Source organism: Macrococcus bovicus (assembly GCF_004359575.1).
Lineage (GTDB): Bacteria > Bacillota > Bacilli > Staphylococcales > Staphylococcaceae > Macrococcus > Macrococcus bovicus.
Window position 1 is genome coordinate 37,849 of record NZ_SCWF01000011.1, and the last position, 24,407, is coordinate 62,255.

The 24,407-nt window shown below is 42.1% G+C and carries 26 protein-coding genes, 1 pseudogene and 1 riboswitch; of the genes and pseudogenes, 7 read left to right on the forward strand and 20 right to left on the reverse strand.

Annotated features, from left to right (window positions below; genetic code table 11):
* Window positions 1–86: 86 nt before the first annotated feature.
* On the reverse strand, window positions 87–1,127 hold the full coding sequence (gene tdcB / locus ERX55_RS09215) for a bifunctional threonine ammonia-lyase/L-serine ammonia-lyase TdcB (protein WP_133452283.1): 1,041 nt from the start codon (window positions 1,125–1,127) through the stop codon (window positions 87–89).
* Window positions 1,128–1,147: 20 nt separating this feature from the next.
* The gene (gene ald / locus ERX55_RS09220; protein WP_133452284.1) at window positions 1,148–2,269 is read right to left on the reverse strand and encodes an alanine dehydrogenase; all 1,122 of its coding nucleotides are present in this window, start codon (window positions 2,267–2,269) and stop codon (window positions 1,148–1,150) included.
* 316 nt (window positions 2,270–2,585) lie between these two features.
* Between ald and ERX55_RS09225 the strand changes: the two genes are divergently transcribed.
* Together ERX55_RS09225 and ERX55_RS09230 are read left to right on the forward strand one after the other, a co-directional pair.
* Complete coding sequence (locus ERX55_RS09225) at window positions 2,586–3,776, forward strand: glycine C-acetyltransferase (protein WP_133452285.1); 1,191 nt, start codon at window positions 2,586–2,588, stop codon at window positions 3,774–3,776.
* Window positions 3,777–3,808: 32 nt separating this feature from the next.
* Complete coding sequence (locus ERX55_RS09230) at window positions 3,809–4,753, forward strand: L-threonine 3-dehydrogenase (protein WP_133452286.1); 945 nt, start codon at window positions 3,809–3,811, stop codon at window positions 4,751–4,753.
* A 118-nt stretch (window positions 4,754–4,871) separates the two neighbouring features.
* Here ERX55_RS09230 and isaB read toward each other — a convergent pair whose 3' ends face one another.
* Together isaB and ERX55_RS09240 are read right to left on the reverse strand one after the other, a co-directional pair.
* Complete coding sequence (isaB, locus tag ERX55_RS09235; RefSeq protein ID WP_133452287.1) at window positions 4,872–5,381, reverse strand: immunodominant staphylococcal antigen IsaB family protein; 510 nt, start codon at window positions 5,379–5,381, stop codon at window positions 4,872–4,874.
* Window positions 5,382–5,404: 23 nt separating this feature from the next.
* On the reverse strand, window positions 5,405–6,394 hold the full coding sequence (locus ERX55_RS09240) for an alpha/beta fold hydrolase (RefSeq protein ID WP_133452288.1): 990 nt from the start codon (window positions 6,392–6,394) through the stop codon (window positions 5,405–5,407).
* A 197-nt stretch (window positions 6,395–6,591) separates the two neighbouring features.
* On the opposite strand from ERX55_RS09240, the gene ERX55_RS09245 reads away from it, so the two are divergent.
* Entirely contained in the window at window positions 6,592–7,734 is a 1,143-nt protein-coding gene (locus ERX55_RS09245; RefSeq protein ID WP_133452289.1) for an NAD(P)-binding domain-containing protein, read from the forward strand.
* 80 nt (window positions 7,735–7,814) lie between these two features.
* Window positions 7,815–8,915 carry a DUF418 domain-containing protein gene (locus ERX55_RS09250; protein ID WP_165983766.1) on the forward strand — a complete coding sequence of 367 codons (1,101 nt, stop codon included), beginning with the start codon at window positions 7,815–7,817 and terminating at the stop codon, window positions 8,913–8,915.
* A 43-nt stretch (window positions 8,916–8,958) separates the two neighbouring features.
* Here the strand turns inward: ERX55_RS09250 and ERX55_RS09255 are convergent, their stop codons facing one another.
* The 6 genes from ERX55_RS09255 to ERX55_RS09280 all read right to left on the reverse strand — a co-directional run bounded on the left by ERX55_RS09255 (window position 8,959) and on the right by ERX55_RS09280 (window position 14,733).
* Window positions 8,959–9,144, reverse strand: a complete 186-nt coding sequence (locus ERX55_RS09255) for a CsbD family protein (protein ID WP_133452291.1) — start codon at window positions 9,142–9,144, stop codon at window positions 8,959–8,961.
* 114 nt (window positions 9,145–9,258) lie between these two features.
* Window positions 9,259–9,960, reverse strand: a complete 702-nt coding sequence (locus ERX55_RS09260; RefSeq protein ID WP_133452292.1) for a transglycosylase family protein — start codon at window positions 9,958–9,960, stop codon at window positions 9,259–9,261.
* Window positions 9,961–10,815: 855 nt separating this feature from the next.
* Window positions 10,816–11,454, reverse strand: coding sequence for an NAD(P)-dependent oxidoreductase (locus tag ERX55_RS09265; protein ID WP_133452293.1), 639 nt, complete (start codon window positions 11,452–11,454; stop codon window positions 10,816–10,818).
* A gap of 427 nt (window positions 11,455–11,881) precedes the next feature.
* Window positions 11,882–13,972 (reverse strand): heavy metal translocating P-type ATPase, encoded by a 2,091-nt coding sequence (locus ERX55_RS09270; RefSeq protein ID WP_133452294.1) that lies wholly within the window; start codon window positions 13,970–13,972, stop codon window positions 11,882–11,884.
* Window positions 13,969–14,325 (reverse strand): ArsR/SmtB family transcription factor, encoded by a 357-nt coding sequence (locus tag ERX55_RS09275; protein ID WP_243721491.1) that lies wholly within the window; start codon window positions 14,323–14,325, stop codon window positions 13,969–13,971. The genes ERX55_RS09270 and ERX55_RS09275 overlap by 4 nt, the downstream gene beginning before the upstream one ends.
* A 171-nt stretch (window positions 14,326–14,496) precedes the next feature.
* Window positions 14,497–14,733, reverse strand: coding sequence for a hypothetical protein (locus ERX55_RS09280; RefSeq protein ID WP_133452296.1), 237 nt, complete (start codon window positions 14,731–14,733; stop codon window positions 14,497–14,499).
* A gap of 106 nt (window positions 14,734–14,839) precedes the next feature.
* Between ERX55_RS09280 and ERX55_RS09285 the strand changes: the two genes are divergently transcribed.
* Complete coding sequence (locus tag ERX55_RS09285; protein ID WP_133452297.1) at window positions 14,840–15,178, forward strand: YbjQ family protein; 339 nt, start codon at window positions 14,840–14,842, stop codon at window positions 15,176–15,178.
* A 21-nt stretch (window positions 15,179–15,199) separates the two neighbouring features.
* On the opposite strand, the gene ERX55_RS09290 is transcribed toward ERX55_RS09285, so the two are convergent.
* From ERX55_RS09290 to ERX55_RS09300, 3 genes are all read right to left on the reverse strand, one after another.
* Entirely contained in the window at window positions 15,200–15,607 is a 408-nt protein-coding gene (locus tag ERX55_RS09290; RefSeq protein ID WP_133452298.1) for a hypothetical protein, read from the reverse strand.
* Between the two features lie 185 nt (window positions 15,608–15,792).
* A complete protein-coding gene (locus ERX55_RS09295; RefSeq protein WP_341777467.1) occupies window positions 15,793–16,035 on the reverse strand; it encodes a DUF3923 family protein in 243 nt (80 codons plus the stop codon).
* A 166-nt stretch (window positions 16,036–16,201) separates the two neighbouring features.
* A complete protein-coding gene (locus tag ERX55_RS09300; protein ID WP_133452300.1) occupies window positions 16,202–16,405 on the reverse strand; it encodes a hypothetical protein in 204 nt (67 codons plus the stop codon).
* A 280-nt stretch (window positions 16,406–16,685) separates the two neighbouring features.
* Between ERX55_RS09300 and ERX55_RS09305 the strand changes: the two genes are divergently transcribed.
* Entirely contained in the window at window positions 16,686–17,207 is a 522-nt protein-coding gene (locus ERX55_RS09305) for an NADPH-dependent FMN reductase (RefSeq protein ID WP_165983767.1), read from the forward strand.
* A gap of 145 nt (window positions 17,208–17,352) precedes the next feature.
* Here ERX55_RS09305 and ERX55_RS09310 read toward each other — a convergent pair whose 3' ends face one another.
* The 7 genes from ERX55_RS09310 to ERX55_RS09340 form a co-directional block, all read right to left on the reverse strand.
* Window positions 17,353–18,969: a peptide ABC transporter substrate-binding protein gene (locus ERX55_RS09310; RefSeq protein ID WP_133452302.1), complete on the reverse strand. Its 1,617-nt coding sequence runs from the start codon at window positions 18,967–18,969 to the stop codon at window positions 17,353–17,355.
* 14 nt (window positions 18,970–18,983) lie between these two features.
* Window positions 18,984–19,850, reverse strand: a complete 867-nt coding sequence (locus tag ERX55_RS09315) for an ATP-binding cassette domain-containing protein (protein WP_133452303.1) — start codon at window positions 19,848–19,850, stop codon at window positions 18,984–18,986.
* Window positions 19,850–20,815 (reverse strand): ABC transporter ATP-binding protein, encoded by a 966-nt coding sequence (locus tag ERX55_RS09320; RefSeq protein ID WP_133452304.1) that lies wholly within the window; start codon window positions 20,813–20,815, stop codon window positions 19,850–19,852. Before ERX55_RS09320 ends, ERX55_RS09315 begins: the two co-directional genes overlap by 1 nt.
* Before the next feature lie 9 nt (window positions 20,816–20,824).
* Window positions 20,825–21,757 carry an ABC transporter permease gene (locus ERX55_RS09325; protein ID WP_243721492.1) on the reverse strand — a complete coding sequence of 311 codons (933 nt, stop codon included), beginning with the start codon at window positions 21,755–21,757 and terminating at the stop codon, window positions 20,825–20,827.
* A complete protein-coding gene (locus ERX55_RS09330) occupies window positions 21,750–22,682 on the reverse strand; it encodes an ABC transporter permease (RefSeq protein WP_133452306.1) in 933 nt (310 codons plus the stop codon). Before ERX55_RS09330 ends, ERX55_RS09325 begins: the two co-directional genes overlap by 8 nt.
* Window positions 22,683–22,764: 82 nt before the next feature.
* A riboswitch (SAM riboswitch) is annotated at window positions 22,765–22,867 on the reverse strand.
* A gap of 169 nt (window positions 22,868–23,036) precedes the next feature.
* Window positions 23,037–23,318 carry a hypothetical protein gene (locus tag ERX55_RS09335; RefSeq protein WP_133452307.1) on the reverse strand — a complete coding sequence of 94 codons (282 nt, stop codon included), beginning with the start codon at window positions 23,316–23,318 and terminating at the stop codon, window positions 23,037–23,039.
* A gap of 1 nt (window position 23,319) precedes the next feature.
* Complete coding sequence (locus tag ERX55_RS09340; RefSeq protein WP_133452308.1) at window positions 23,320–23,616, reverse strand: DUF2089 family protein; 297 nt, start codon at window positions 23,614–23,616, stop codon at window positions 23,320–23,322.
* A gap of 386 nt (window positions 23,617–24,002) precedes the next feature.
* Between ERX55_RS09340 and ERX55_RS09345 the strand changes: the two are divergent.
* Window positions 24,003–24,287 (forward strand): annotated as a pseudogene (locus ERX55_RS09345) (DUF1307 domain-containing protein); the annotation flags it as partial.
* Window positions 24,288–24,407 lie beyond the last annotated feature (120 nt).

Consider the following 24,407-nt stretch of genomic DNA (forward strand, 5'->3'; position numbering starts at 1 on the left):
TATTATAACTAATTAAACAGCAATCTGTTGGCTGTAAAAGTAAAAAACGCCCCTCTCATAACGAGAGGAGCGTTCCTGCTGATGGTTCAGCCTACGACACCTTTACTGGTGTCCGCTATTTTCAGACCATGTTCAATCACACCTGAGACACGTGTCAAGTCTACGTTACCACCTGATACAAGTGCGACAATGTTCTTGCATTCCAGATATTCTTGATCGATTTTTCCGCTGAGCAGTGCTGCTGTCGGCAGGGCACCTGCGCCTTCAGTGATGATTTTAGCTCTCTGCATCAGGTCTTTCATGGCGTGTTCGATTTCATCTTCAGATACAAGGATGAATTCATCGACCAGGTGTTTGACGACTTCATACGTCTTATCACCTGCGATCTTAACGTCACAGCCATCTGCGAGTGTCGGACCGTCGCGATGTTCCGTCAGCTTCCGGTTCTTGAACGATTCCGCCATGCCATGGACATTTTCTGACTGGACGCCGATAATATGAATGGACGGGTTGAATGATTTCAGTGCCGTGGCAATACCCGCAATCAGACCGCCGCCACCTACTGGCAGGATGACTGTATTCACATTCCAGATGTGATCCAGAATTTCAAGGCCGATTGTACCTTGCCCCGCCATGACTTCACGGTCATCATATGGGTGGACGATGGTCATACCGGTCTCTTGTGCCATTTCCTCCATCGCAAGACGCGTCTCATTGAAGTTATCACCTTTCAGCACAACGGTTGCGCCGTATCCTTCTGTCGCTTTCTGCTTCGCTATAGGTGCAGTCTCAGGCATCACAATGGTCGCTTTAATCCCCATCAGTTTAGCCGTCAGTGCAACACCTTGGGCGTGGTTACCCGCCGATGCTGCGATGATGCCTTTCGCCTTCTGTTCTTCAGTCAGGGAGTTAATCTTGTTGTTAGCACCCCGGAATTTGAACGAGCCGGTGTACTGCATATTTTCAAGCTTGAGGTAGACGTTCCCTTTAACGACATTCTGACTTAAGTACATCGACTGAATCATCGGGGTTTCACGAATATATGGTTTGATGCGTGCTTTAGCTGCTTCGATGTCACCGATATTGACGATATGTGCGGTCTGTAAAACAAGTGGATTGGTTGTCATGATAAGTTCACACCTTATTGTTATTTTTTAAGCAAGCTTTCAAGCTCTTCGTAAGCCATGTCATGCGAATCGGCAAGACCTTTATGAGTGATATGTCCACGATATATATTGACACCTGTTCTCAGTTCAGCATCTTCAGTCAGTGCTGTCTCCAGTCCTTTTTCACTGATTTCAAGCAGGTATTTGATATTGCCCTGTGCAAGAGCCATTGTTGAGGTTCTAGGGACAGCGCCGGGTTGGTTAGGGACCGCATAATGGATAATACCATCTTCAACATAAACCGGATCAGCTATCGTAGTCGGTCTGATACCTTCCACTGTGCCCCCCTGGTCGATGGCTATATCCACAATCACTGAGCCTTTTTTCATGGATTTGACCATCTCACGCGTAACCAGTTTAGGCGGCTTAGCGCCTGGAATCAGAATGGTTGAAATAAAGATATCCGCTTTCTTGATTTCCTCTGCAAGATTTGCGGGTGTTGACTTCACAATTTCTACATTTCTGCCGGCATAGTGCTCTGTCAGCCAGTTGATCCGCTCATCATTCAGTTCGATGATGATGACTTTACTGTTCAGGCCGAGAGAAATATTCGCTGCATTGACCGCTGCCGCACCGCCACCGAAGATCACTACCGTACCACCCGGAATATCAACGCCTTCCTGTACACCCGACAGCAGAATACCTTGACCTTGGTGCTGTCCTTCCAGATAGTAAGCACCCATGAGCGCTGAACGCTGACCTGCAATCGCACTCATCGGCGCCAGCAGTTCTGCCTTACCATCTTTAATAATAGTTTCACCGCTGATAGCTGTGACACCTGCTTCTTTCATCGCTTCCACTGTCTCTTTGGAAGAAGCGAGATGCAGGAATCCCCAGATGATTTGACCTTTCCTGAAATACTGAAATTCACTGGCTGCCGGCTCTTTCACTTTAATGATCAGGTCTGCCGTCCAGGCTTCCTCATGCGACACAATCTGACCGCCTGCTTCCACATACATGTCATCCGTAAATCCTGAGCCGATCCCTGCATCCTGCTGCACCACGACTTCGCTCCCTGAGTCCACTAACTTTTTCACATTCTCAGGTGTGCAGGCTACTCGTCCCTCACCTTGTTTCAGTTCTTTCACAATACCGATTTTCATGACCAAAACTCCTTTGTGATTTATTTCACAATAAGCATATAACCAAAAGTTTTGATTGTAAAGTGCTTCCGTACAATAATTTTTGACAAAATATTGACTGTAAACGGTTGCACGATATACATACATATGTACACCTGAAATGAACAAATAAGATAATAGCTGTTCTATACAAGATAAATAAATGCAAATAATGTATAAAATAAGGCTTTTATTGTGTCTAAATTATTAAATTGTACTTTTCAGACGGACTTTTCTTTTATTTTTCACGTGAGAAATGTTATGATGGTCATGACAAAAACTTAGGAGGTCATTATTCATGTCTAAAGTTTTAGAACAGTTTTTAAATGAAAATCTGGATTACTTAAAAGACAACGGACTCTACAATGAAATCAACGTAGTTGAAGGTCCCAATGGTCCGAAAATCAAAATCGATGGTAAAGAACTGATCAACTTATCATCCAATAACTACTTAGGTCTTGCGACACATGACCGTCTGAAAAAAGCCGCAAAAGAAACCATCGATTCTCACGGTGTCGGTGCGGGAGCTGTCCGGACTATCAACGGTACTCTTGATGTCCACAGAGAACTTGAGAAGAAGATTGCCGAGTTCAAAGGCACTGAAGCAGCAATTGCATTCCAGTCTGGTTTCAACTGTAACATGGGGGCGATCAGCGCTGTCATGAACAAAGATGATGCCATCCTGTCAGATGAACTGAACCATGCTTCAATCATCGATGGCTGCCGTCTGTCCAAAGCAAAAATCATCCGTGTTAAACACTCAGATATGGAAGATTTACGTGCAAAAGCGAAAGAAGCGACTGAATCAGGCCTGTACAAAAAAATCATGTACATCACAGATGGCGTCTTCTCAATGGATGGCGATGTGGCATTACTGCCTGAAATCGCAGAAATCGCTGAAGAATTCAACCTCATCACTTATGTCGACGATGCACATGGATCAGGCGTTATGGGTAAAGGTGCAGGTACTGTCAAACACTTCGGTCTACAGGACAAAATCGACTTCCAGATGGGTACATTATCAAAAGCAATTGGCGTAGTCGGCGGCTACGTAGCAGGTACACAGGAACTCATCGACTGGCTCAAAGTGGCAGGACGTCCATTCTTATTCTCGACTTCACTCACACCAGGAGACTCAGCGGCTATCATTGAAGCGATTGATATCTTGATGGAATCTACTGAACTTCACGATAAGTTATGGGAAAATGGCGACTACCTGAAAAAAGGCCTGAAAGAACTCGGTTTCGACATCGGCCATTCAGAAACACCGATCACACCGTGTATTATCGGTGATGAAAAAACAACTCAACAATTCTCAAAACGCTTAATGGAAGAAGGCGTTTACGCTAAATCTATCGTTTTCCCTACTGTTCCTAAAGGTACAGGACGTGTACGTAATATGCCGACAGCTGCTCACACTAAAGAAATGTTGGATGATGCCCTTAAAATCTACGAAAAAGTCGGTAAAGAGTTAAATATCATTAAATAATTTATTTTCCACTACAGAAAGGAAGTACAACAATGAAACGTATTATGATCACAGGCGCACTCGGCCAAATCGGGACAGAATTAACACTGAAACTCCGTGAAATCTACGGGGTAGACAATGTATTAGCAACTGACTTACGTCGTCCGGAAGAAGGTTCAAAAGTGCTCGAAGGACCTTTCGAAGAACTGGATGTAACAGATGCTGAAAGAATGGACCAAATTGCAGGAGACTTCAAAGCTGATACCATCATGCATATGGCTGCATTATTATCAGCAACGGCAGAAAAGAATCCTGTCTTTGCCTGGAACTTAAACATGGGCGGCTTACTGAATGCCTTGGAAGTAGCGCGTAAATATAACATGCAGTTCTTCACACCTTCATCAATCGGTGCATTCGGACCGAATACACCTAAAGACAATACACCTCAGACGACTATCCAGCGTCCAACGACGATGTATGGTGTCAACAAAGTGTCCGGTGAATTATTATGTGACTACTACTTCCACCGTTTCGGCGTCGATACACGCGGTGTCCGTTTCCCTGGTCTGATTTCACATGTCAAAGAACCGGGTGGCGGCACAACAGACTACGCAGTAGAAATCTACTTCAAAGCCGTTCGTGAAGGTAAATACACTTCATACATCGACAAAGGCACATTCATGGATATGATGTTCATGGACGATGCTATCGACGCTATCATCAAATTAATGGAAGCACCAGCAGAAAATTTAAAAGACCGTAACGCATTCAATGTAACAGCTATGAGTATTGATCCGGAAATGGTAGCAGCAAGCATCCGTAAAGAAATCCCTGACTTCGAGTTAGACTATGACGTCGATCCAGTACGTCAGGCTATCGCAGAAAGCTGGCCAAACTCAATCGATGCATCAGAAGCTAAAAAACAATGGGGCTTCGCTCCTAAGTTTGACTTAGATACGATGACCAAAGAAATGCTTGAAGCCATTAAAAAGAAATAAGATGATTCGACCTCTCCTGCACCGGAGAGGTCTTTTTCTGTCATTTGCCCTGTTATTAAAGGGCTGCTGTTATTTTATTGCTATTGTGACACCCGTTAGATTGTTCAGCAGAGACCGGTCAGTAGATTGAAACAAGCGTCAGATAACCATTGGCAAAAGTGGCTTCGTAGCTGCCACCATTCTTTGTCTGGTAAATGATATGGTAAGCACCATTATGATAGTCTTTGACTTTCAATATTTTAGTGCCTTTATGCGCAGCTTTGAACTGTTTCAGCGTGATGGCTTTCTCATCTGCCAGTAAATGAATAGCGACGACTTTATTTTGATAGAGATTCATCATGATGTCATAACGATATTTGATTTGGGTATTCTGTTCTGTTTTCGGTCGTTTTTTGTTGATCATATAGCCGTTGATCTTCACGTTGTCATTTTTCAGTGCCCGTACAAATTGTGGATTGATCAATGTCTGCGAATTGTTTTTGAAGTAACCGTTATAGATATAGTAAGGTATAGACGGATTGACAGATGGTGACGCAGAAGTCACTGCCGCTGCCGGTTCAGAAAAGACAATCGTCAGGCCTGATAATAAAAGGGTTGCTGATAATGCATATGAATATAATTTGTTCATTTGACTCACCTCTCCATTCATGATTAATAATCTGTGAATTTGATAATATCTTCTGTTAAAAGCTTGGAAGTATGATGCAGGTAGTGAGGCCCATCCATTTGAATGGTATGCTGCAGCGCCGGATTGCTGAAAGCTTCATTTTGCAGATGGAGCCAGTCTGAATATTTTCTGACGGTGTCGCTCGCCGCAAATGACCGTACGGCTATGTCAGGCGGATATGTCATGCCTTTGATGCGCGCGATATTATTATTGGATTCTGTGTAGTACTTCAGCATATCACTGGTCAGAAAAGCCCACTGATTCATTCTGCTGTATTGTTGCTGAAGGGTCTGATGATATAGCGGCGTCATATCGTGCAGCATCTCGCTGAAACCAGTGAGCTGGCGCGTCGTTTCGAACTGAAAAGCCAGCCTGATTGTACCGGTCTCATTCAATATAGGCGCGAGACGAATAAGCTCAAAGGGATGGTCGTCCGTTACTTTCAGTCCTTGCACAGGTCTTGAACCATCGATATTAATCACCCGCTTCACATGCGCCGGATAACGGTTCACATAATCCATTGTGTAGGCACCGCTGATTGAGTGATTAATGAATGTCAGCTGGTCCTGATTATCTGTCAGCTTGGAAACGATTCTATGATATTCCTGATTGATATGCGCATTTGTCCGCTTCGTTTTTGGACTGCTGCTCATACCGTAACCTAACGGATCTATCAGGATGACACGATGATGTTTGCTCAATGCATCAGCAAGTGGCATAAAATCAAGCATATTGGATACGGTCAGCAGTCCTTCTCTGAACAGAATGACATCATGTCCGCTCCCTTTTTCATAGACACTGTAAGTGCCATCTGCTGTCTGCACAAAATGATGATGAGCGCCAAGATACTGACGTAATACCTCCTTATCCTTCGGAGTTTGCGCATCATGATAAATGGATGACACAATCAATAAAATGATCCCGATACCGAATAAGACTAAACTAATCTTCGTTAAATAACGTAACAATTTCATATACTCACCTGATTACCTGACTGATAGTCTTCTCTACCCTGCAATGACAGTTTTTAACTTTACTTTCTGATTTATTTCTGTTATTATTAAATCGTAATAATTACGAATTAAGCGCACTGATTCAGTACCTCGTGCGACATACGACACTTTAAGAGCATCCAGGTGATGCTCTTATTTTTTATCAGGAGGTTTCAAATATGAATATCATAATTATCGGCGGGGGCATTCACGGTATTACAATAGCACTCCGTCTATTGCAGGATCACATCATCACAAAGGAATCCCTTCAGATTATAGAGCCAGGTCCCTATACTCAGCAATGGCGGCAGATTACAGATAACATCGCTATGGATTATCTTCGTTCGCCCGTTGTCCACCATGTCCATCCTAATCCTTACGATCTAAAGCAATTTGCTAAGATCAATGAGTATACACAAGCATTCAGTGGTTATTATCAACGGCCGCAGCTTGAAATGTTCAATGACCATATTCAGCATGCAATTAAAGAAAACAGCCTAGAAGATTGTCATGTCTATGACAAAGCCGTCACATTGACACAAGAAAATCAGATATGGACAGTGACAGGTGAAAATGGCGTCTATCAAGCCAGTCATCTTATTCTTGCGACAGGCCTTAACCACATTCATCATATTCCCGATTTTATGTCTGCTGTCAGTCCCGAGAGATATCAGCATATCTTTGATTACCATACACCCCTGGCTGATGCAGACGTCGTCATCGGAGGGGGCATTACGGCGTGTCACGCTGTCAGAAAACTTTCAGCGTATAAACCTGTTACTTTAATCATGCGTCATGACATCCGCTGTCACGAACTGGATTCAGAACCAGGCTGGCTAGGGCCTAAGAATATGAAGAGATTCCATGAGACCGATAGCTTTGCGGCTAGACGTGAGATGATTAAGGAAGCCCGTCACAGAGGCTCTATGCCCATGCATTTAAAGCAATCATTAAAATATCTTGAAGCACAAGGTAAAGTGAACATCATGAAAGGCCATATCGAAAAGGTAGATAACCAAATCATTACACTTACTGATGGCCGAACGATTCCTTATCATCATATTGCTCTGGCGACAGGATGCGATTCTCATCTTTGTCGTGACCCACTCTATCATCAACTGATTCAGACCTATCAGCCTCCAACAGCAGACTGTGGTTTCCCCGTGGTCAATCAGGATCTTGAGTGGTTTGATCATCTATATGTATCAGGTCCTCTCGCTGAGCTTGAACTTGGCCCTGTTGCCAGAAATATTATCGGCGGCAGAAAAGCAGCCGAACGTATTGCGACTGCACTAAAGCAAGTACATGCCGATGCTTTTTAAGGAAACTTTAAGAAATATTATTTCACTTCTATTCTATAATGTAATTAACACTCAATCGAAAAAGAAGAGGAATGATATATATGAAAGAACGTATTGTCAGCATCGATATTATCCGCGGTATCAGTCTGGTCGGCATTCTTTTCATGAATGCACTTGGTTTTCACTATGCGAATGTCTACAATTCTCCGGCAGAAATCTACCCTGATACTTTGAGTAAATGGATCTATCATATCAATGTAGTGATCATCCACAACTCCTTTTATCCGATATTCGCTTTCTTATTTGGTATAGGAATGGCGATTATGTACAAAAACATCATACAGCGTGGACAGAATCCTTCTCCTATATTATTAAGGCGTTTTTTAGCAATGATGGTCTTTGGCCTCTTGCACGGATTTCTCTTGTTTTATGGTGATATCTTACAGACTTACGCGACACTGGCCTTACTCTGTATCCCGTTTCTCTTCATGAGACCTGTCGTCTCACTAATCGTCGCAATCATTCAGTTTTCATTAACCGCTTTTTCTGTTCTCATGATTGCACTGCTGTCAGACAGCCAATCCCTAGCCTTTACATCCGATGCTTTGCTGACAAAGGCAATCAGTCATAGCGATATTGCCGGAATAGTAAGCTGGAATGCACAGCAATTCATGAATTTAGCGACGCCTCTCTCTGTGTTCAATATCATTTCAGGCGTCCTGATGATTATGCCGTTTATCTTATTCGGTATGTGGTGCTTCAGAACGGATGTCTTCAGTCAGCTGGTCATCCACAAAAAGGCTACACTTCTCTCAATCGCAGTGACTGCCATCAGCGGTATCACCATCAAGATACTTGCACTAGACGGCCGTTATGAACTCGTCTATGTGGGCGGCACCATCCTCGCGGCAGCTTACGTCATGACACTGGTACTGTTGTGCAGTCAATCCAGCTCGCTTAAGGTGCTCATGCCTTTCCAGGCACTCGGGAAGCTTGCCTTCAGTGTCTATATCTTTCAAAGTGTGATTCTGTTTCTGATTTTCTATCTATTTAAGTTCTATAACAGTCTGCACATCATCACTCTTCATCTGTTACTGACAGCCATTGCACTTGTACTCTTATGGTTAAGCAATCTCTATCTGAAATATTACAGAACAGGCCCACTGGAATGGTTATGGCGAAAAATCACATACTTAAGATAAGTAAAAAACGACTGATGATACCGTATCATCAGTCGTTTTACTGTTATTTATTTTTAAACTCATCCACTTTATCGTTCACTGCATCTCTAACATGATCAGTCGTTTCTTTAACTTTACCAGATACTTGGTTTTCTACCCCTTTTTCTTTTAAGTCCTGGTTGTCCGTCAGTTCTCCAATTTTCTCTTGCACGTTCCCTTTAAGCTGATCAAATTTACCATCTAAAGCCATGATAATCATCCTTTCTATCAGTTATGTAATCACATTTACCCTTGCTGATAAAAAGATAAACCTTTTATAAAAACAAAAAAGCCCGGGATAATCCCAGGCTTGAAGTGATATAGATTATGCAGTTGTCCAGTGCTGAGCACCATATTGAGTGTAAAGAATACGAGCACGTTTCCATTGTTCTGCTACTGATGCGTCTGCAGGATTACCTGTACCGCCAACTGCTGCCCAAGTAGAAGGTGAGAATTGGAATAAACCGTAGTAGCCTGCCGGATTTACTGCGCGAGGGTTACCACCTGATTCACGTTGCATGATTAATCTTAAGTGCTGATCAACACTTGAGCTAGTTGCATATGATGATGCTGATGTTTGAGTTGTCGCTGCTTTAGGCGCAGAGTAAGTCTGAGCTGGTGCTTGGTAGCTTACTGGTGCTTGGTAAGCTGCTTTTTGAGCAACTGGTGCTTGTTGTACTGGCGCTTGTTGTACTGGTGCTGCTTGAGTAACAGGCGCTTTTACTGGTGCGATTGCTGCTGGCGCTGTAACTGCTGGAGCAGCAACTGGTGTGTAACCGTTTGTGTAGTATTTCCAAGTCCAAGATGAACCGTTAGATTCGAAATCGAAGTGGTATCCATTGTAGTCGAACTCATAGTCATAAGTTCCTTCTTGAATAGGTGCTGCATTTAATTTGTCCTGGTGGTTCATAGCAAGATCTGCAAGTTCTGCTTTGTTGACTGGCATTTCAGCAGCGTCTGCTGATTGACCTGTTAATGCTGCACCTAAACCTAATGCTAAAGTAGTTGATAAGATAGTTTTATTCATTATAGAAAAACCCTCCAAAATTTGTTGGTTATATAATTAGTTTTTAATTCGTTATTCGTTATTCGTTATGCTTTAAGCTACAAGATATACTATAACACATAGAAAGATGTCATGAGTTACGCCAAAATAACAAATTATATCAGCCATATAACAACCATTACGATTTGAAATGTGTTTGTAATGTTATGTTCGGTTCTGAGACATTTTCTGGCTTTCAGATAAATGAAGGGTTGAGGGTGTATTACCCTGATGCCTATACTGGTTAGTTGTTATGAGCGATATTTCCTGTTTATCGCTCATAACGCCGGCATATCAGTGCTTTCCTTTGAGTTATGAGCGATATTCCCCGTTTATCGCTCATAACGCCGGCATATTAGTGCTTTCCTTTGAGTTATGAGCGATATTCCCCGTTTATCGCTCATAACGCCGGCATATCAGTGCTTTCCTTTGAGTTATGAGCGATATTTCCCGTTTATCGCTCATAACGCCGGCATATTAGTGCTTTCCTTTGAGTTATGAGCGATATTTCCTGTTTATCGCTCATAACTCGGGCATATCAGTGCTTTCCTTTGAGTTATGAGCGATATTTCCCGTTTATCGCTCATAACTCGGGCATACTAGTGCTTTCCTTTGAGTTATGAGCGATATTCCCCGTTTATCGCTCATAACTCGGGCATACCAGTGCTTTTCTTTGAGTTATGAGCGATATTTCCTGTTTATCGCTCATAACGCCCACACTATCTGAGAACCCCTAGGGAATAATCCTTTCTCTCCTCTACACCATAAGATTCAGTATCCCATTCATTCGCTCAAATAAAAAAAGGCCCAGATTTTCATCTGCGCCTTCAGCCGTCATTAATTTAATCTTTCTCCTACTACAGTAAATCGTTGCTTAAGGTGTGCTGCATGTTCAATTTCATCTACCATAGCAATAGCCAAGTCAGCATAGCTGATGTAGCTTTCACCTTTAGAATTCATCAATAGTACATCCTGTCCTAACTGATAGCTGCCTGTGCGATCCCCTTCAGGATCAAAGAATCCAGCTGGACTGAGGAATGTCCAGTTGATATCAGTCGTCTGACGCAGCTCATCTAAATTCTGAGCCTGGCCACTCGCTGTCGGTTTAATGACATCAGGAAAATCAGGTGCATCCACGACTTTTACTGTCTTGCTGTCATCAGTGTAAAGACTACCCGCACCACCGAGTACGATCAGTCTGATGTCAGTACCTTCAACGAGCTTAATAAGTGCCCGTCCTGCATCAATATGCCCCTGCCTATTACCGAGCGGTGCCCCAAAGGCATTCACCAGCACGTCGAAGTGCTGAATATCTTCACGAGTTAAATCATGAATGTCTTTTTCAATAAGAGGCACTTCTGCGGTCACTTTAGAATGGTCGCGTACAATCGCAGTTACTTCATGGCCACGGTCTAGGGCCTCCCGCAAGATTAAACGTCCTGCTTTACCACTGGCGCCTACAATACCTATTTTCATTGTCTATTCCTCCTGATATTATATTACTTTCTTCATTATAGTGCGGTGTTCTGAAGGAATCCAATCTCTTGTCCGGTACATACTGTGTATACAGCCTTCACCGCCACATCTCACTTTATGAGTCATCGATTTGACCGGCCTGATGGTTGCGGCGTGTACTCAGTAATTAATAATCGATATGTCGGCTAAACAGCTAAAAAAACAGCCTTTCATCACTGAAAGGCTGTTAATCTATTTCCTTATCCGGCATTGTCTTTCGATTCCATAAAATGTATAGATAGACTAATAACAGAGTAAGCAAAGCAAATGGAATGATGACCGGATTCAATCTAAATCCATCAAATGCAGGGGCGAAACTATAATAGATGAAGAACATCCAGGCAATATTGAGTACTAAATAAATTTACAGATAGAGTAATCCGTTAATTTAGTTATCCTTCACTTTCAACAGCCGCATACTGTTCAGCGTTACTATCAGTGTAGCACCTATATCAGAGAAGATAGCGATCCACAATGTCAGCCAGCCTGGTATAACCAGCAGAAGGGCAATCACTTTAATCAGCAGCGAGAAAGTGATGTTCTGCTTGATGATGGTTAACGTCTTTTTACTTAGACGTATCGTATACGGCAGTTTCTTCAGATCGTCGGACATAAGCGCGATATCCGCTGTCTCAAGTGCGGTGTCTGTCCCTGTTCCTCCCATCGCTATACCGATGTCTGCTGCTGCGAGTGCAGGAGCATCATTGACACCGTCACCAATCATCGCGACCTGATGCTGCTGCTTCGTTTCTTTGATGACCTTCAATTTATCTTCCGGCATAAGGTTCGCCTTAACGAGAGAGAGACCTGCCTGTTTACCGATGGCTGCACCTGTTCTCTCATTGTCACCGGTCAGCATCATCGTACTGATCTTCATGTTATGCAGTTCATGCAGTACACCGGACACTTCCGGACGCAGTTCATCTGCAACTGCCATAATCAGCTCAATGCGGTCACTGCCAAATAACAGCACTGTCTTTCCTTCTGACTGCCACTCCGCTATACGGGCATCTGTCCCCAGTCCCAGTGATTCAAAGAGCCCCGGACTACCGATATAATAAGTTCTGCCGGCCACATCGCCTTTGACCCCTTTTCCGGTCAGAGACTGAAAGTTAGTGAGATTGACTGCCGCATAATCCAGATGCTCAGCCTGTGCCTTTCTGACTACGGCAGCTGCCAGTGGATGCTGTGAGCCATTTTCAAGGGCGGCTGCGATTCTCAGGGCTTCATTATGATGCGGGTACATATCTGTCACTACGGGAATGCCTCTTGTCAGGGTGCCCGTCTTATCAAAGGCGATAGTGTCAATATGCCCCGCTTCTTCAAGATGAATCCCCCCTTTAATCAGCACCCCGTGTCTCGCCGCATTACCGATAGCCGTGACAATGGCAACCGGTGTAGAGACGACCAGTGCACACGGACAGCCGATAATCAGCACAGCCAGACCTTGGTAGAGCCATTCATGCCAGCCACCGCCTAACAATAACGGCGGAATGAGCATGACGAGAAAGGCAATCAGCATAATCGCTGGTGTATAGTATTTCGCGAAACGGTCGACAAAGGCCTGTGACGGTGCACGTTCAGCCTGTGCTTCTTCTACTAAATGAATGATTTTGGAAATCGTTGTATCTTCTACAAGCTTAGTGACTTCTACCTGCAGTAAGCCTTCTTCATTCAACGTCCCCGCAAAGACTTCGTCATTCACCTGCTTCGTTACAGGCACACTCTCCCCTGTAATCGCGGCCTGATTGATTGTTGACTGTCCTTCAATCACCTTACCGTCCATCGCCACTTTCTGGCCCGGCTTGACGATCATCACATCGCCCACTCGAATATCAGCGACATCCATCACCTGCTCTACACCGTTTCTACGGATCAATGCTTCAGACGGTGCAACGTCCATCAGCAGACTGATAGACTGCCGTGCTTTATCCATAGAATACCGTTCGAGCGCTTCACTGATCGCAAAGAGAATAACAACCGTCGCCCCTTCCTGCCATTCACCGATTAATGCAGCACCGATCACCGCGATGGTCATCAGTGTATTCATATCAAACTTCAGTCGGATGAGATTCTTGAATCCGGTTATGAATAATGAATAACCACCGATGATAATAGCAGCGAGATAGCCGGCTGTCGGCAGCCATGCATTCTCGCCCGATGTATAAGACAGAATGAAACTGATGATGACAAGAACGGCAGCCACGTAGACCGGATAGTTCTCTTTTTTCTTCCAGAAGCTCTCTTTCTCCACTTTGCTTTCACTGACATCTCTGACTTTCACATTGTCGAATGCGCCCGCTTTTTCCATCTCCGCAATCGTCGCATCGCCGGTGATATAAATCTTCGCTGCAGCATGATTCACTTCCGCATCCTGGACATGAGGCAGTGCCTTTAAATTCTCTTCGTAAGTCTTCGCACAGCTGGAACAGGATAAATTCTGAATACGATAGGTTTTGCGTTCAGTTCCTTCACTCATACGGTCACCTCCAGATGCTTTAAGGACAGCGTCATTATCTGTTCAGCCAGATCATGATCCAAGCCGTAATAAACCATTTTACCCTCGCGTCTTGACTTCACCAGTCCTTGCTTATGCAGCTTCCTTAAGTGACTGGATGTATTCGCGATAGAAATATCCAGTATACAGGCGAGGTCACAGACACACAGTTCCTCTTCCACACATAATGCACGGATAATCTTGGCGCGATTCACATCAGCAAGCGCCTTAAGAATAGATGTCACATCAAGCATGGGCAGGGCATCTAAATGCTGCCTTACACGGGCGACCTGCGCTTCATTATGACAGACAACATCACATTGATAATCACTCATCATCTCAGCTCCTCATTCAACTCATTAATTGAATGTAGTATACGCCTAAACCCACCCTCATTCAACCCAGAATTTGAATGATAAACAAAAAAGCCTGGCAGACGATAAGTTCCTTGTAATTCATAATATAAGAAAGGTTCCACTTCTCTTTCCATTCCCCTAAAGCAACGATCATTCCCCTGCATAATTGACGTCAAAAATATAGACGCCCTCTTCAACTGTGATATCAATATTGAAACGTGGTTTGATATTGATATTTTTAAATCGGCCATTCTCATAGTTAAAATCAATTACACAGTGTATGTCATCGAACCCTGCCGTAAGAAACACCATTCGATAGTCATCTTTAACAAGATTCATTGTTTCACGGTATTTGATTGTAATGCCGTGTACCGTCACTTCTTTCATCCATTACACCTCCTCAGTGATATTATAGAATTTTATATTATGGTTCTTAATCTAAATTTTGAATAAATTTTCTATTAATTGTAAAATTATATTAGGAGGTGATGTGATGAATAGAGAAGATGTTCTTGTTGTAACGACTGAAAGTATTGCAAATCATGAAGTAGTGAAGACGATAGGTGAGGTCTTCGGAATCACTGTGCAATCCCGTGATATGTTTACAGATTTCGGGGCAGGTATCAGAAATATGTTCGGTGGCGAAGTGAAAAGCTATACGACGATGCTTGAAAACGCCCGTATAGAGGCTGTCGATAGAATGCAGGACAACGCACTCGCAAAGGGAGCAAATGCTGTACTTGCAGTTCGTTTTGATTCCAATATGTCGACAGAAGGTACTTCCAGCGTTGTTGCATACGGGACAGCCGTTGTTATCCAACCTAAAGCATAAAGAGCAGCTTATGGCTGCTTTTTAAAATTCGTTATCAATGACTCTGGCAATAATATTTAATTGCTCTGCTGTATTCTCAAGCTCATGGTTAAGGTCACTCAGTTCCTGATGTACTCTGATGTCTGTGACAATATTGTCGAAGAACACATCCAGAAACAGATCCGGTGACGTATCTGACAGATTGAAATCAGCGGTCAAATTAATATCTTCAAGCTCCGCCACTACTCTCTGCAGATCCTCCTGCAATGCGGTCATCTTGTCATTGATATTCTTGATGTTCTGACGCTTATAAAAACTACCTATAAAGCCATTACCTAAAATATCAAACCAGCTCCACGCCTTAGCATTGCTCGTCATTTTCTGAATCTCATCTATGCACGCTAATGCCACGTCCACTGCATCTCTCGCTTTAATCAACTGCTGATTCATCGTCATACCCCTTTTCTGTATTCAATCAAGGACATTTTGTCATTCAATTTTTTCACTGCCATTTCCTAGGCAATCCATCTTTTCGACTTCCTTTATTGCCTTCTGAGCCAACCCTCTATTTATAGAAACCAAATGACGAGACCCCTCAAATATTGCATCAGTACTAATGGTTTTATTCGCTTATTTCATCTACTCGATGGCCGGTAAAAAACAATATTACAAATCAGCCAGATGACTTGAATGATGAATGGAACGAGGAAGAAGACCATAAGTACCATTAAACTGATCATTCTGCTTTCAAAGGTCTGGCTAGCCCCAGTCCCATCTACCGTTCTGGCCCAGACAAATATAGCTGGTATCAAGAATAATAACCAAATTATTGCACTGTAAATGCTCCAGAGAATCCATGACGTCAACTTAGCCATCATAACCTCCTAAAATATTAATTTACAAAAATAGTAATACTTCCATTATAGCCTAAATTTAAAATTATTCTATAAACAATCTAACAGTAATCTCATTAACCCCAATATATGAAAAAGCACTCCTCACTTATTTTTGAAGAGTGCTTGTTCTATTATTAGTATCAGTGAATTACTTTGTGCGGTCCACTACGCTGAAGCCCGGGTCCACTTGTTTCTGTTTCTTATTTGCTTTCTTTGTGCGGTCCACCACACTGAAGCCTGGGTCTATTTGTTTCTTCTGGCTTTTAGCCTCCACGTGATTGACTTGACTCATCAGTATCGTACTTGCCATCACAGCGCCTGCTACCTTAATCACAAATTGTTTTTTAGTCATGGGTTTCTCCATTCCCTTTGTTTTCCTTATTTTATCAAATTTATACATATTTTAAAAATATTAAAGGGTTGATATAACAATTTCTTTTCACTCGATTAATGTGTGAATCAATATTTCATCGCCACAAAATTCTTAATATCATCTACAACTCTATTTAGCTCTGACATTAGATAAATATTCTTCATACTGCAGAATCTCTAACTCCATTTTAGTGCTGGGCTATTTTAATAAATGATCGTTTTCAATGATAATAGGTGTCTTTTATAAAGGAGGGTCAATTATGAAAATTGTCGGTATCAGCGGTAATCCTTATCCCCGTTCAACAAACTTAGGGGTGCTTGAGAAGATAGGTGGTGAGCTTGAAAAAGCCGGCCATACATTCGAAGTCATTCATTCGATCAAAGACCTGCCTCTATTCAATCCACAAACCGAATACCAGGAATACTATGAAGTCGTTAATCAAATGAGGGAGCAGATTAAAGCAGCTGACTTTGTTGTCATCGTCAGCCCGGAATATATGGGAGGTGTCCCTGCTATATTAAAGAATGCACTTGAATGGATGCTCTCAGAGGCGACATTAATGCAGAAGCCTATCGCATATGTCATTCATTCACCACATGGCAGACTTGCATATGAAGCCTTAAATACACATCTCAAAATCAGTGGAGCCATCACGCAAGACGCCTTAAAATTGCTGATTAGTTATAATAAACGACTGCAAAAAGAAGATGGTTGGTTTGAGGATGAAGTGATTAATAAGCAGTTAAAAGCATTGATACAAAATATATCTGACTATAAATAATGAGAAACCGTCTGCAATAATGACAGACGGTTTCTTACTTTTTAGTTATCTTTGCTACTGTATATATCATTCAATCGACAAAATATTGTTTCAAAAGATAAATAACTTAAAGACAATCAATAGATAGTATTCACGTTTAGTTTCTCTATTCTTTTTCCGCATAAATAAAGTTTGGCCGACTCAATGCATCAGTTTTTACATTTTTCACGTTTTCTTTTATTAACGTATTAGAGTAACCAAAATTTACTGGCAAGATCGGTAATTCATCCATCAGAATATCTTCTGCTTGATGCAGTAATTCAAGACGTTTTTGATCATCCGTTGTTTTCAATGACTGATCAAGCAAAGCATCAAATTCTTTGTTCTTCCAGTTAGTGAAGTTGCTTGAACTGTTTGATGCATATAAGGCAAGTACCGGGTATGGATCAAGGAAGTCCCCGCCCCAGCCCATACGTGCCAGCTGGAAGTTCTTCTGCTTAAATGTATCGATATATGTTTTCCATTCCTGTCCTTCAATACTGACATCAATACCAAGATTCTGTTTCAGCATTTCCTGGATCACTTCTGCTGATTTTTTGTTGATGCCTTCACTGTTTGTTTTCAGCGTCAATTTCGGTAAAGCTGTTAACCCTTCTTCTTTCAATCCTTCTTTTAACAGTTGTTTTGCTTTTGCAGGATTATACTCATAGTACTTTTTACTTTCTTCACGGAAGTCTTTGCCGTCTGCGCCTTTAACGCCATATGACACATAACCGTACGCTGGTTTCTGGCCGCCTTTTAAGACATTTTCAACAAATGACTGCCGGTCGATCGCGTAGCTTAATGCCTGACGAATTTTTTTATTGTCTACTGGTTTTTTGTTGACATTGAATGAATAAGTACCGACTGAGAAGTTCTCATAGCTGACGAGTTCCTTGCTGTCTTTGACACTTTTCAGAATATCAGCCGGGACAGATGCCAGAAGATCCAGATCACCGCTCTTATAAAGCTGATATTCTGTATTTGGATCAGCAACCATCCGGAAGTTGACGCCGCTTAGTTTCACTTTATCTTTATCGTAGTATTGATCATTCTTTTCAATATCCAGTGAATCATTATGTTTCCAGTTTTTCAGTTTAAAAGGTCCATTAGAGACAAGTGTCTCTGCTTTAGATGCCCAGTCTTTCCCTTTAGCTACTGCTTCTTTTTCCACTGGATAGGCTGCTGCTCCGGTCAGTACTTTAGGGAAGAAACTAATCGGATCCTTCAGTTCAACTTGTAGTTTGTGGTCATCGATCGTCTTGATACCGACGTCTTCTAGTTTCCCTTTACCTGTATTATACGCTTCTGCTCCTTTAATGAAATAGAACGTTGAAGGACTGTATGCTGCTGTCTTCGGATTCAGGACACGTTCCCATGCATATTCAAAATCTTTCGCTGTCAGTTCTTTACCGTCTGACCATTTCAGGTTGTCTTTAATCGTGAATGTATAGGTCTTGCCATCTTCAGAGACATCTGCTTTTTCAGCTAAGTCAAGCTGAGGCTCACCGTTTTTACCTTTACGATATAAACCGCTGTAAATGCTGTCGATGACCCACCAAGATGTTGTATCAGACGCGAAGGCCGGGTCCAGTGTATAAGGTTCTCCACCCAGGTTAAGTTTTAGCGTCTGTTCTACTTTTTTCTCGCTTGAGCCTGATTTTTTATCCGTTTTTGAATCTGCGTTGCCACAACCTGCTAATAAAATAACCGCTGCTGCTAAACCAATACCTAATTTTTTCATTTATATATCCCCCTTTAATGTACAGCCACTAGATGGCTGTCTGATATTTGCTGATATGATTTGACCGCTCCGTAGTCCGGTCGGTCTACTGATACTTCGTTTACACGGCGGTCTTTTGGATGCTGTACTGGACTTGAATCCATCAACCGTTTTGTATAAGGATGCTTGGGATTGCTGAAGAGCTCTTCACTTTCTGCGATTTCCAGAATCGAACCGTTATACATGACAATGATCCGGTCACTGATATAGCGGACTACATTGAGATCATGACCGATAAACAGATAAGTCAATTCTTTCTCTCGTTGTAATTTGCGAATCAAATTAAGGACCTGCGCCTGTACCGAAACATCGAGTGCGGAAATAGGTTCGTCTGCCACTAGAAACTCAGGCTCAACCGCCAGTGCTCTCGCTATTCCAACACGCTGCTTCTGGCCGCCTGACAGTTCAGAGGGATAGCGGTCCTTGAACTGACTGGATAATCCTACTTCATTCAGTCGATCCCGGACAAAAGTATCCTCATCGCCAACAGGAATACCGAATCCTCTAACTCCTTCTAATATAATGTCATGTACTTTCATCCGAGGATTAAGAGATGAATCCGGATCCTGAAAAATCATCTGAACCTGACGCCTGAAGTTCTTCAGTTCTTTCTTGGACAGCGTATCAATTGACTGTCCTTTAAAATGAATACTGCCATGCTGATAAGGTTCTATTTTAGTCAGAAGTTTACCCAATGTAGACTTCCCGCTGCCACTCTCACCGACGACACCTAATACTTCACCTTCATTAATCGTGAAAGAGACGTTATGCAAAATCTGCACGGGTGGTCCTACTTTTTGGGGATAAAATTTATCCACCTGTTCAATCGTCATCAGGCTCATTAAGTTCTCACCTCCTCAAGCCAGCAGTCTACTTGATGGTCCTGCTTCTGTGTCGTTGCCGGATAATGTGAAATACAGATATTCATGGCATGTGGACAACGATCGGCAAACGGACAACCTTGCGGGATTTCGTGTGCCATAGAAGGTCTCCCTTTAATAGAGTATAAAGGCTGACTTCTATCTGTATCCTCTTTAATCAGTGAAGCCAGTAATCCTGCTGTATAAGGATGTCTAGGATGGTTAAAGATATCCTCTACAGACCCTTGTTCAACTATTCTGCCGCTATACATCACAGCCACCCGGTCTGCTATCTCAGCGACAACGCCTAAGTCATGAGTAATCAGCAGAATGGCACTGCCTCTCTCTTCTTTCAACTTCTGCAAAAGCGATAAAATCTGCTTCTGTGTCGTGACGTCTAACGCTGTAGTCGGCTCATCGGCAATGACCAGGTCAGGTGATAAAGCCAGCGCCATGGCAATGACGATACGCTGGCGCATGCCGCCGGACAGCTCATGCGGATACTGTTTAAGTCTCGCTTCCGGCAAAGTGATTTCCACACTTTTCAGCAGACGGATAGCTTCATCCCTTGCGGCTTTCCTGGAATATTTCTTTTTGATGATAAATATCTCCATCAGCTGTTTACCTATCGTAAGTGTAGGATTGAGTGAGGTCATTGGGTCCTGGAAAATCATGCCGAGTTGATGCCCTCTGATATTCAGCCAGTCTTTATTCTTTATCTTCTGCAGGTCCTGGTTGTTGAACTGAATCTGCTCTGCATTCAGGTTAAGATTCCCTGCCTGCATCCCCGCGATTGACTGTGTCGTAATACTTTTACCGCTGCCACTCTCACCGACAATAGCGAATACTTCTCCACGTTCAACCTTGAAAGAGACCCCTTTAACAATAGGGATGGCTTTCTTCTTCGTGATGACTTGAAGATTTTTTACTGTGAGTAATTCTGTCATATATTCCTCCTAGTCTACTTCAACTTGAAGTGTGTCCTGTAAACCGTCACCTATCGCATTGAAAGAAAACATGGTCAGTGCAATCAGTAGAGATGGAAATAATAAGCGCCACCATTCACCACTTAAGATCACACCGAGCGCGTCATTCGCCATCGTCCCCCAGCTGGCAGCAGGTGCCTGCACACCAAGTCCGAGGAAGCTGAGAAAAGATTCAGCGAAGATAGCAGATGGAATGGTGAAGGTCAGGTTGACAATAATGACCGCCATAATATTCGGAATGATGTGCTTCAGCAGTATACTTGCATGACTCGTACCGAGAAGTTCAGCTGCCGTGACGAACTGCTGCTGCTTAACCTGCAGCACCTGTCCTCTTACAATTCGTGCCATGCTGACCCAGCCTGTCAGACTCAGTGCAATAATCATAGTGACTAGCCCCGGTTTCATCAGGACAAGTAACAGAATCACCACAAGCAGATAAGGCACACCGTATAAAATCTCAACAACCCTCATCAGAAAACCATCGATTCTATCTCCCCATTTGCCACGACCTGCTGCATAACCTGAAATCGCTCCGACGACGATGCCGACAACGATATCAATCAGTGCTGCAATAATCCCGATGGATAAAGAGATACGGGCCCCCAGCCAGATACGCGTGAAGACATCTCGTCCTAAGTCATCTGTACCAAACCAGTATTTACTGTCAGGTGCGAGATTCGCTTCAATCAGAGACTGTTTGCTTCCTTCATAACCCGAGATCATCGGCCCTATAATAGCCATTACTAAAATACAAAATAGTACAAATATACCTAAAATAGCCATCTTATGATTAAAAAAAGAAAGAAGCAGCTGTTTCCGGGTAGAAGCGCGCTTTAAAATAACGTCCTGTCCATCATCTCTTGGTGTTAATTTCTCGAACGAAGTATCTGTGTAACTATTCAAATCTCTCACCACTCCTTAAAGAAATTCTTGGGTCAATCAGACGGTAACAGATATCAACGAGCAGCAACGTCAATAATAATATAAAACTGTAGAAAATCGTCGTTCCCATGATGACTGGATAGTCCCGGTTGAAAATACTCTCCACAAAATATTTGCCGATACCTGGAATGGAGAAGACCTTTTCGATGACAAACGTGCCGGTCACGACTGAAGCAAATAACGGACCGAGAAATGTAATAACAGGCAGTAATGTATTACGCAGTACGTGCTGCGTGAGTATGTAAATCATCGGTAAACCTTTTGCTTTCGCCGTGCGAATATAGTTGGAGTTCAGCACTTCAATCATATTACTCCGAACATAACGGGTGATAATCGCAAGCGGACCTACAGCAAGCGCGATACTCGGTAAGATTGAGTGCCACCATGTATCAAAGTTGGCAATAGGAAGAATCTGCCATTCTACGCCGAAATACTTAATCAGCAGTGGTGCGAGAATAAAACTTGGAACCGAGATACCAATAATCGCAATGAATAATGCCAGAAAATCCAGAAAGCGGTGCTTATAAATCGCTGCGATAGTCCCTAGAATGATGCCACCAATCAGTGCAATGACAATAGACTGAATACCGAGAAGCGCGGACGCGCCAATCCCTTCACCAATAATAGTATTAACATCCCGGCTTTCTGACTGAATAGAAGGTCCGAGATCAAACATCGCAATATTCTTAAGGTAAATAAAATACTGATTCAAAACCGGTTGATCCAGATGAAACTTCGCCTTCATATGGTTCAGCTGTTCTTCTGATAATGCTTTGGAATCATTTGAGAACGGATCGCCAGGAATGGAATGCATGATGATAAATGTTACTGTGATAATCAGCCACATTGTGATAATGATACTGGCGATCTTACGAACAATGACCAACGATAAACCCTCCTTCTGCATTTAACTCCACAAAAAAATCCCATGGACAAGAACAAGTCCACAGGAATATATACCGAGTCTTGTCTTATCTTTACAACTTTCGTTGCAGGAATTGGCACAGTGTTCAAAAAGAATCTGCTGCCGAGGTTTCGTAGGGCCTATCCCTCCACCTCTCTGGATAAGAGTTAAATTATTTATTTAATTTTTATAACTTTATGTTACAACAAAAAAATATGAAGTCAACATCAATTTTTAAAGTTTTCAATAGACGGAATAATCAGATAAATATTTTTTCTTGAACATCAGAATTAAATATTCAGACGAAAAGTCTATCACAATCATTGTTTTACAACGTTAAAAAGAGTCTTTTGTTCTCATTTTGTTAAGCTCAGATTTTTGCTTTTGGAAGAGTTCTTTTCTCGCTTTGTAGAAAATTCCGCCAAGAAATGCGTACATCAATAATGAAATCAACAAGGCTGGAATTATTTTTTCTTCACCCGTATAAATTTGATAGCTTACGAATGCTGTATAACCCAGCGGCACTATAAGTCCTAGCCATTTATTTCTCATTGAAGATAAAATATGCTGTGCACCAAACATAATGACATAGATCAAAATATCCCATAAGTCATTCACATTATTCTCCCCTTTCAGCTTTGTATAATTTAATTAATTTTTTAGCTTCATCCAGTGTGATGACTTCGTCTATAGCAAGTGATTTAACGTAACTGATAAATTCTGAGTTCTCTTCTTTATCAGCGACTTCAATCTTCTGAATCAAGCTATTAAGTCTGACTCGAACCGTTGGATACGAAACATCGTAAATTTTTGCGATACTTTTTAATGATCCTGATGCCAGGACAAATTTTTTCATAAATTCCAAATCTTCAATGCTTAATGCGAGCATCCATTCTGGTATATCATTTCTATCCATATGATTCCTCCTAATTTTTATTTTACGACTTTTTATTTTAATTTCAATATTGTTTTTAATATTATTAATAATAATTTAAATAAAGTTAATAAATAAAACTAAGCTCATGTATTTCGAGCTCGTTCTTGGAATATAATTTCAGATGAAAACTGATTCAAAAATCTTACAGTTGTATGGGTAATCATTTTCTTAAGTGCATACGAGAATACTGATAGTAAAAGCAGTGATAGTCAGAAAAATGAAAGTTGTATTGAAGCGAAGAGTACGAAATATCTGTAGAAGTAACTATTTAGGAAAAAAAGAGTGAACTGACAAAAAAATTTTTTATTCAGGATGACGGGATGGGCACTACAAGTGAACTGGCATACTAGGCTGAAGGCGATAAAGTAGTAAAACAGGAGACACATCATATCATGGATCTCAAAAAACTGGGTTACACTGAAGAAGAGGCTAAACAAGCCATGGATGCTGCAAATCAGAAATATAAAAAGAAACTAGACGGCTACAAGTATGATGTTAAATATACAGATACGCAAGTTGATGAAATCATCAGTGTCGACTACAAAGAAGTAGATATAGAAAAGCTCAAAGATATCCTGTCGGTTGATGGCAATGCAGATAGAAGCATTAGTATAAAGAAATCAGAAGAAATGTTAAAAGAAGCGGGCTAAAAATTGAAGAATTAATCTAAAAGGGAACAGCGGGTGGTGCTGTTCCCTTTTATTTATCTTCACTATCTTAAGTCTCTACTCATTCCTTTTTTTCATTGCTATTAAAATGCCAAGTACCGT

Bases quoted from the DNA above. Each gene is read 5' to 3' on its own strand.
- isaB (WP_133452287.1), bottom strand. From the start codon at position 5,381: ATGAACAAATTATATTCATATGCATTATCAGCAACCCTTTTATTATCA.
- ERX55_RS09295 (WP_341777467.1), bottom strand. From the start codon at position 16,035: ATGATGGCTAAGTTGACGTCATGGATTCTCTGGAGCATTTACAGTGCA.
- ERX55_RS09310 (WP_133452302.1), bottom strand. From the start codon at position 18,969: ATGAAAAAATTAGGTATTGGTTTAGCAGCAGCGGTTATTTTATTAGCA.
- tdcB (WP_133452283.1), bottom strand. From the start codon at position 1,127: ATGACAACCAATCCACTTGTTTTACAGACCGCACATATCGTCAATATC.
- ERX55_RS09340 (WP_133452308.1), bottom strand. From the start codon at position 23,616: ATGGATAGAAATGATATACCAGAATGGATGCTCGCATTAAGCATTGAA.
- ERX55_RS09265 (WP_133452293.1), bottom strand. From the start codon at position 11,454: ATGAAAATAGGTATTGTAGGCGCCAGTGGTAAAGCAGGACGTTTAATC.
- ERX55_RS09275 (WP_243721491.1), bottom strand. From the start codon at position 14,325: ATGAGTGATTATCAATGTGATGTTGTCTGTCATAATGAAGCGCAGGTC.
- ERX55_RS09285 (WP_133452297.1), top strand. From the start codon at position 14,840: ATGAATAGAGAAGATGTTCTTGTTGTAACGACTGAAAGTATTGCAAAT.
- ald (WP_133452284.1), bottom strand. From the start codon at position 2,269: ATGAAAATCGGTATTGTGAAAGAACTGAAACAAGGTGAGGGACGAGTA.
- ERX55_RS09260 (WP_133452292.1), bottom strand. From the start codon at position 9,960: ATGAATAAAACTATCTTATCAACTACTTTAGCATTAGGTTTAGGTGCA.
- ERX55_RS09225 (WP_133452285.1), top strand. From the start codon at position 2,586: ATGTCTAAAGTTTTAGAACAGTTTTTAAATGAAAATCTGGATTACTTA.
- ERX55_RS09280 (WP_133452296.1), bottom strand. From the start codon at position 14,733: ATGAAAGAAGTGACGGTACACGGCATTACAATCAAATACCGTGAAACA.
- ERX55_RS09240 (WP_133452288.1), bottom strand. From the start codon at position 6,394: ATGAAATTGTTACGTTATTTAACGAAGATTAGTTTAGTCTTATTCGGT.
- ERX55_RS09250 (WP_165983766.1), top strand. From the start codon at position 7,815: ATGAAAGAACGTATTGTCAGCATCGATATTATCCGCGGTATCAGTCTG.
- ERX55_RS09305 (WP_165983767.1), top strand. From the start codon at position 16,686: ATGAAAATTGTCGGTATCAGCGGTAATCCTTATCCCCGTTCAACAAAC.
- ERX55_RS09245 (WP_133452289.1), top strand. From the start codon at position 6,592: ATGAATATCATAATTATCGGCGGGGGCATTCACGGTATTACAATAGCA.
- ERX55_RS09255 (WP_133452291.1), bottom strand. From the start codon at position 9,144: ATGGCTTTAGATGGTAAATTTGATCAGCTTAAAGGGAACGTGCAAGAG.
- ERX55_RS09315 (WP_133452303.1), bottom strand. From the start codon at position 19,850: ATGAGCCTGATGACGATTGAACAGGTGGATAAATTTTATCCCCAAAAA.
- ERX55_RS09290 (WP_133452298.1), bottom strand. From the start codon at position 15,607: ATGAATCAGCAGTTGATTAAAGCGAGAGATGCAGTGGACGTGGCATTA.
- ERX55_RS09300 (WP_133452300.1), bottom strand. From the start codon at position 16,405: ATGACTAAAAAACAATTTGTGATTAAGGTAGCAGGCGCTGTGATGGCA.
- ERX55_RS09230 (WP_133452286.1), top strand. From the start codon at position 3,809: ATGAAACGTATTATGATCACAGGCGCACTCGGCCAAATCGGGACAGAA.
- ERX55_RS09320 (WP_133452304.1), bottom strand. From the start codon at position 20,815: ATGACAGAATTACTCACAGTAAAAAATCTTCAAGTCATCACGAAGAAG.
- ERX55_RS09270 (WP_133452294.1), bottom strand. From the start codon at position 13,972: ATGAGTGAAGGAACTGAACGCAAAACCTATCGTATTCAGAATTTATCC.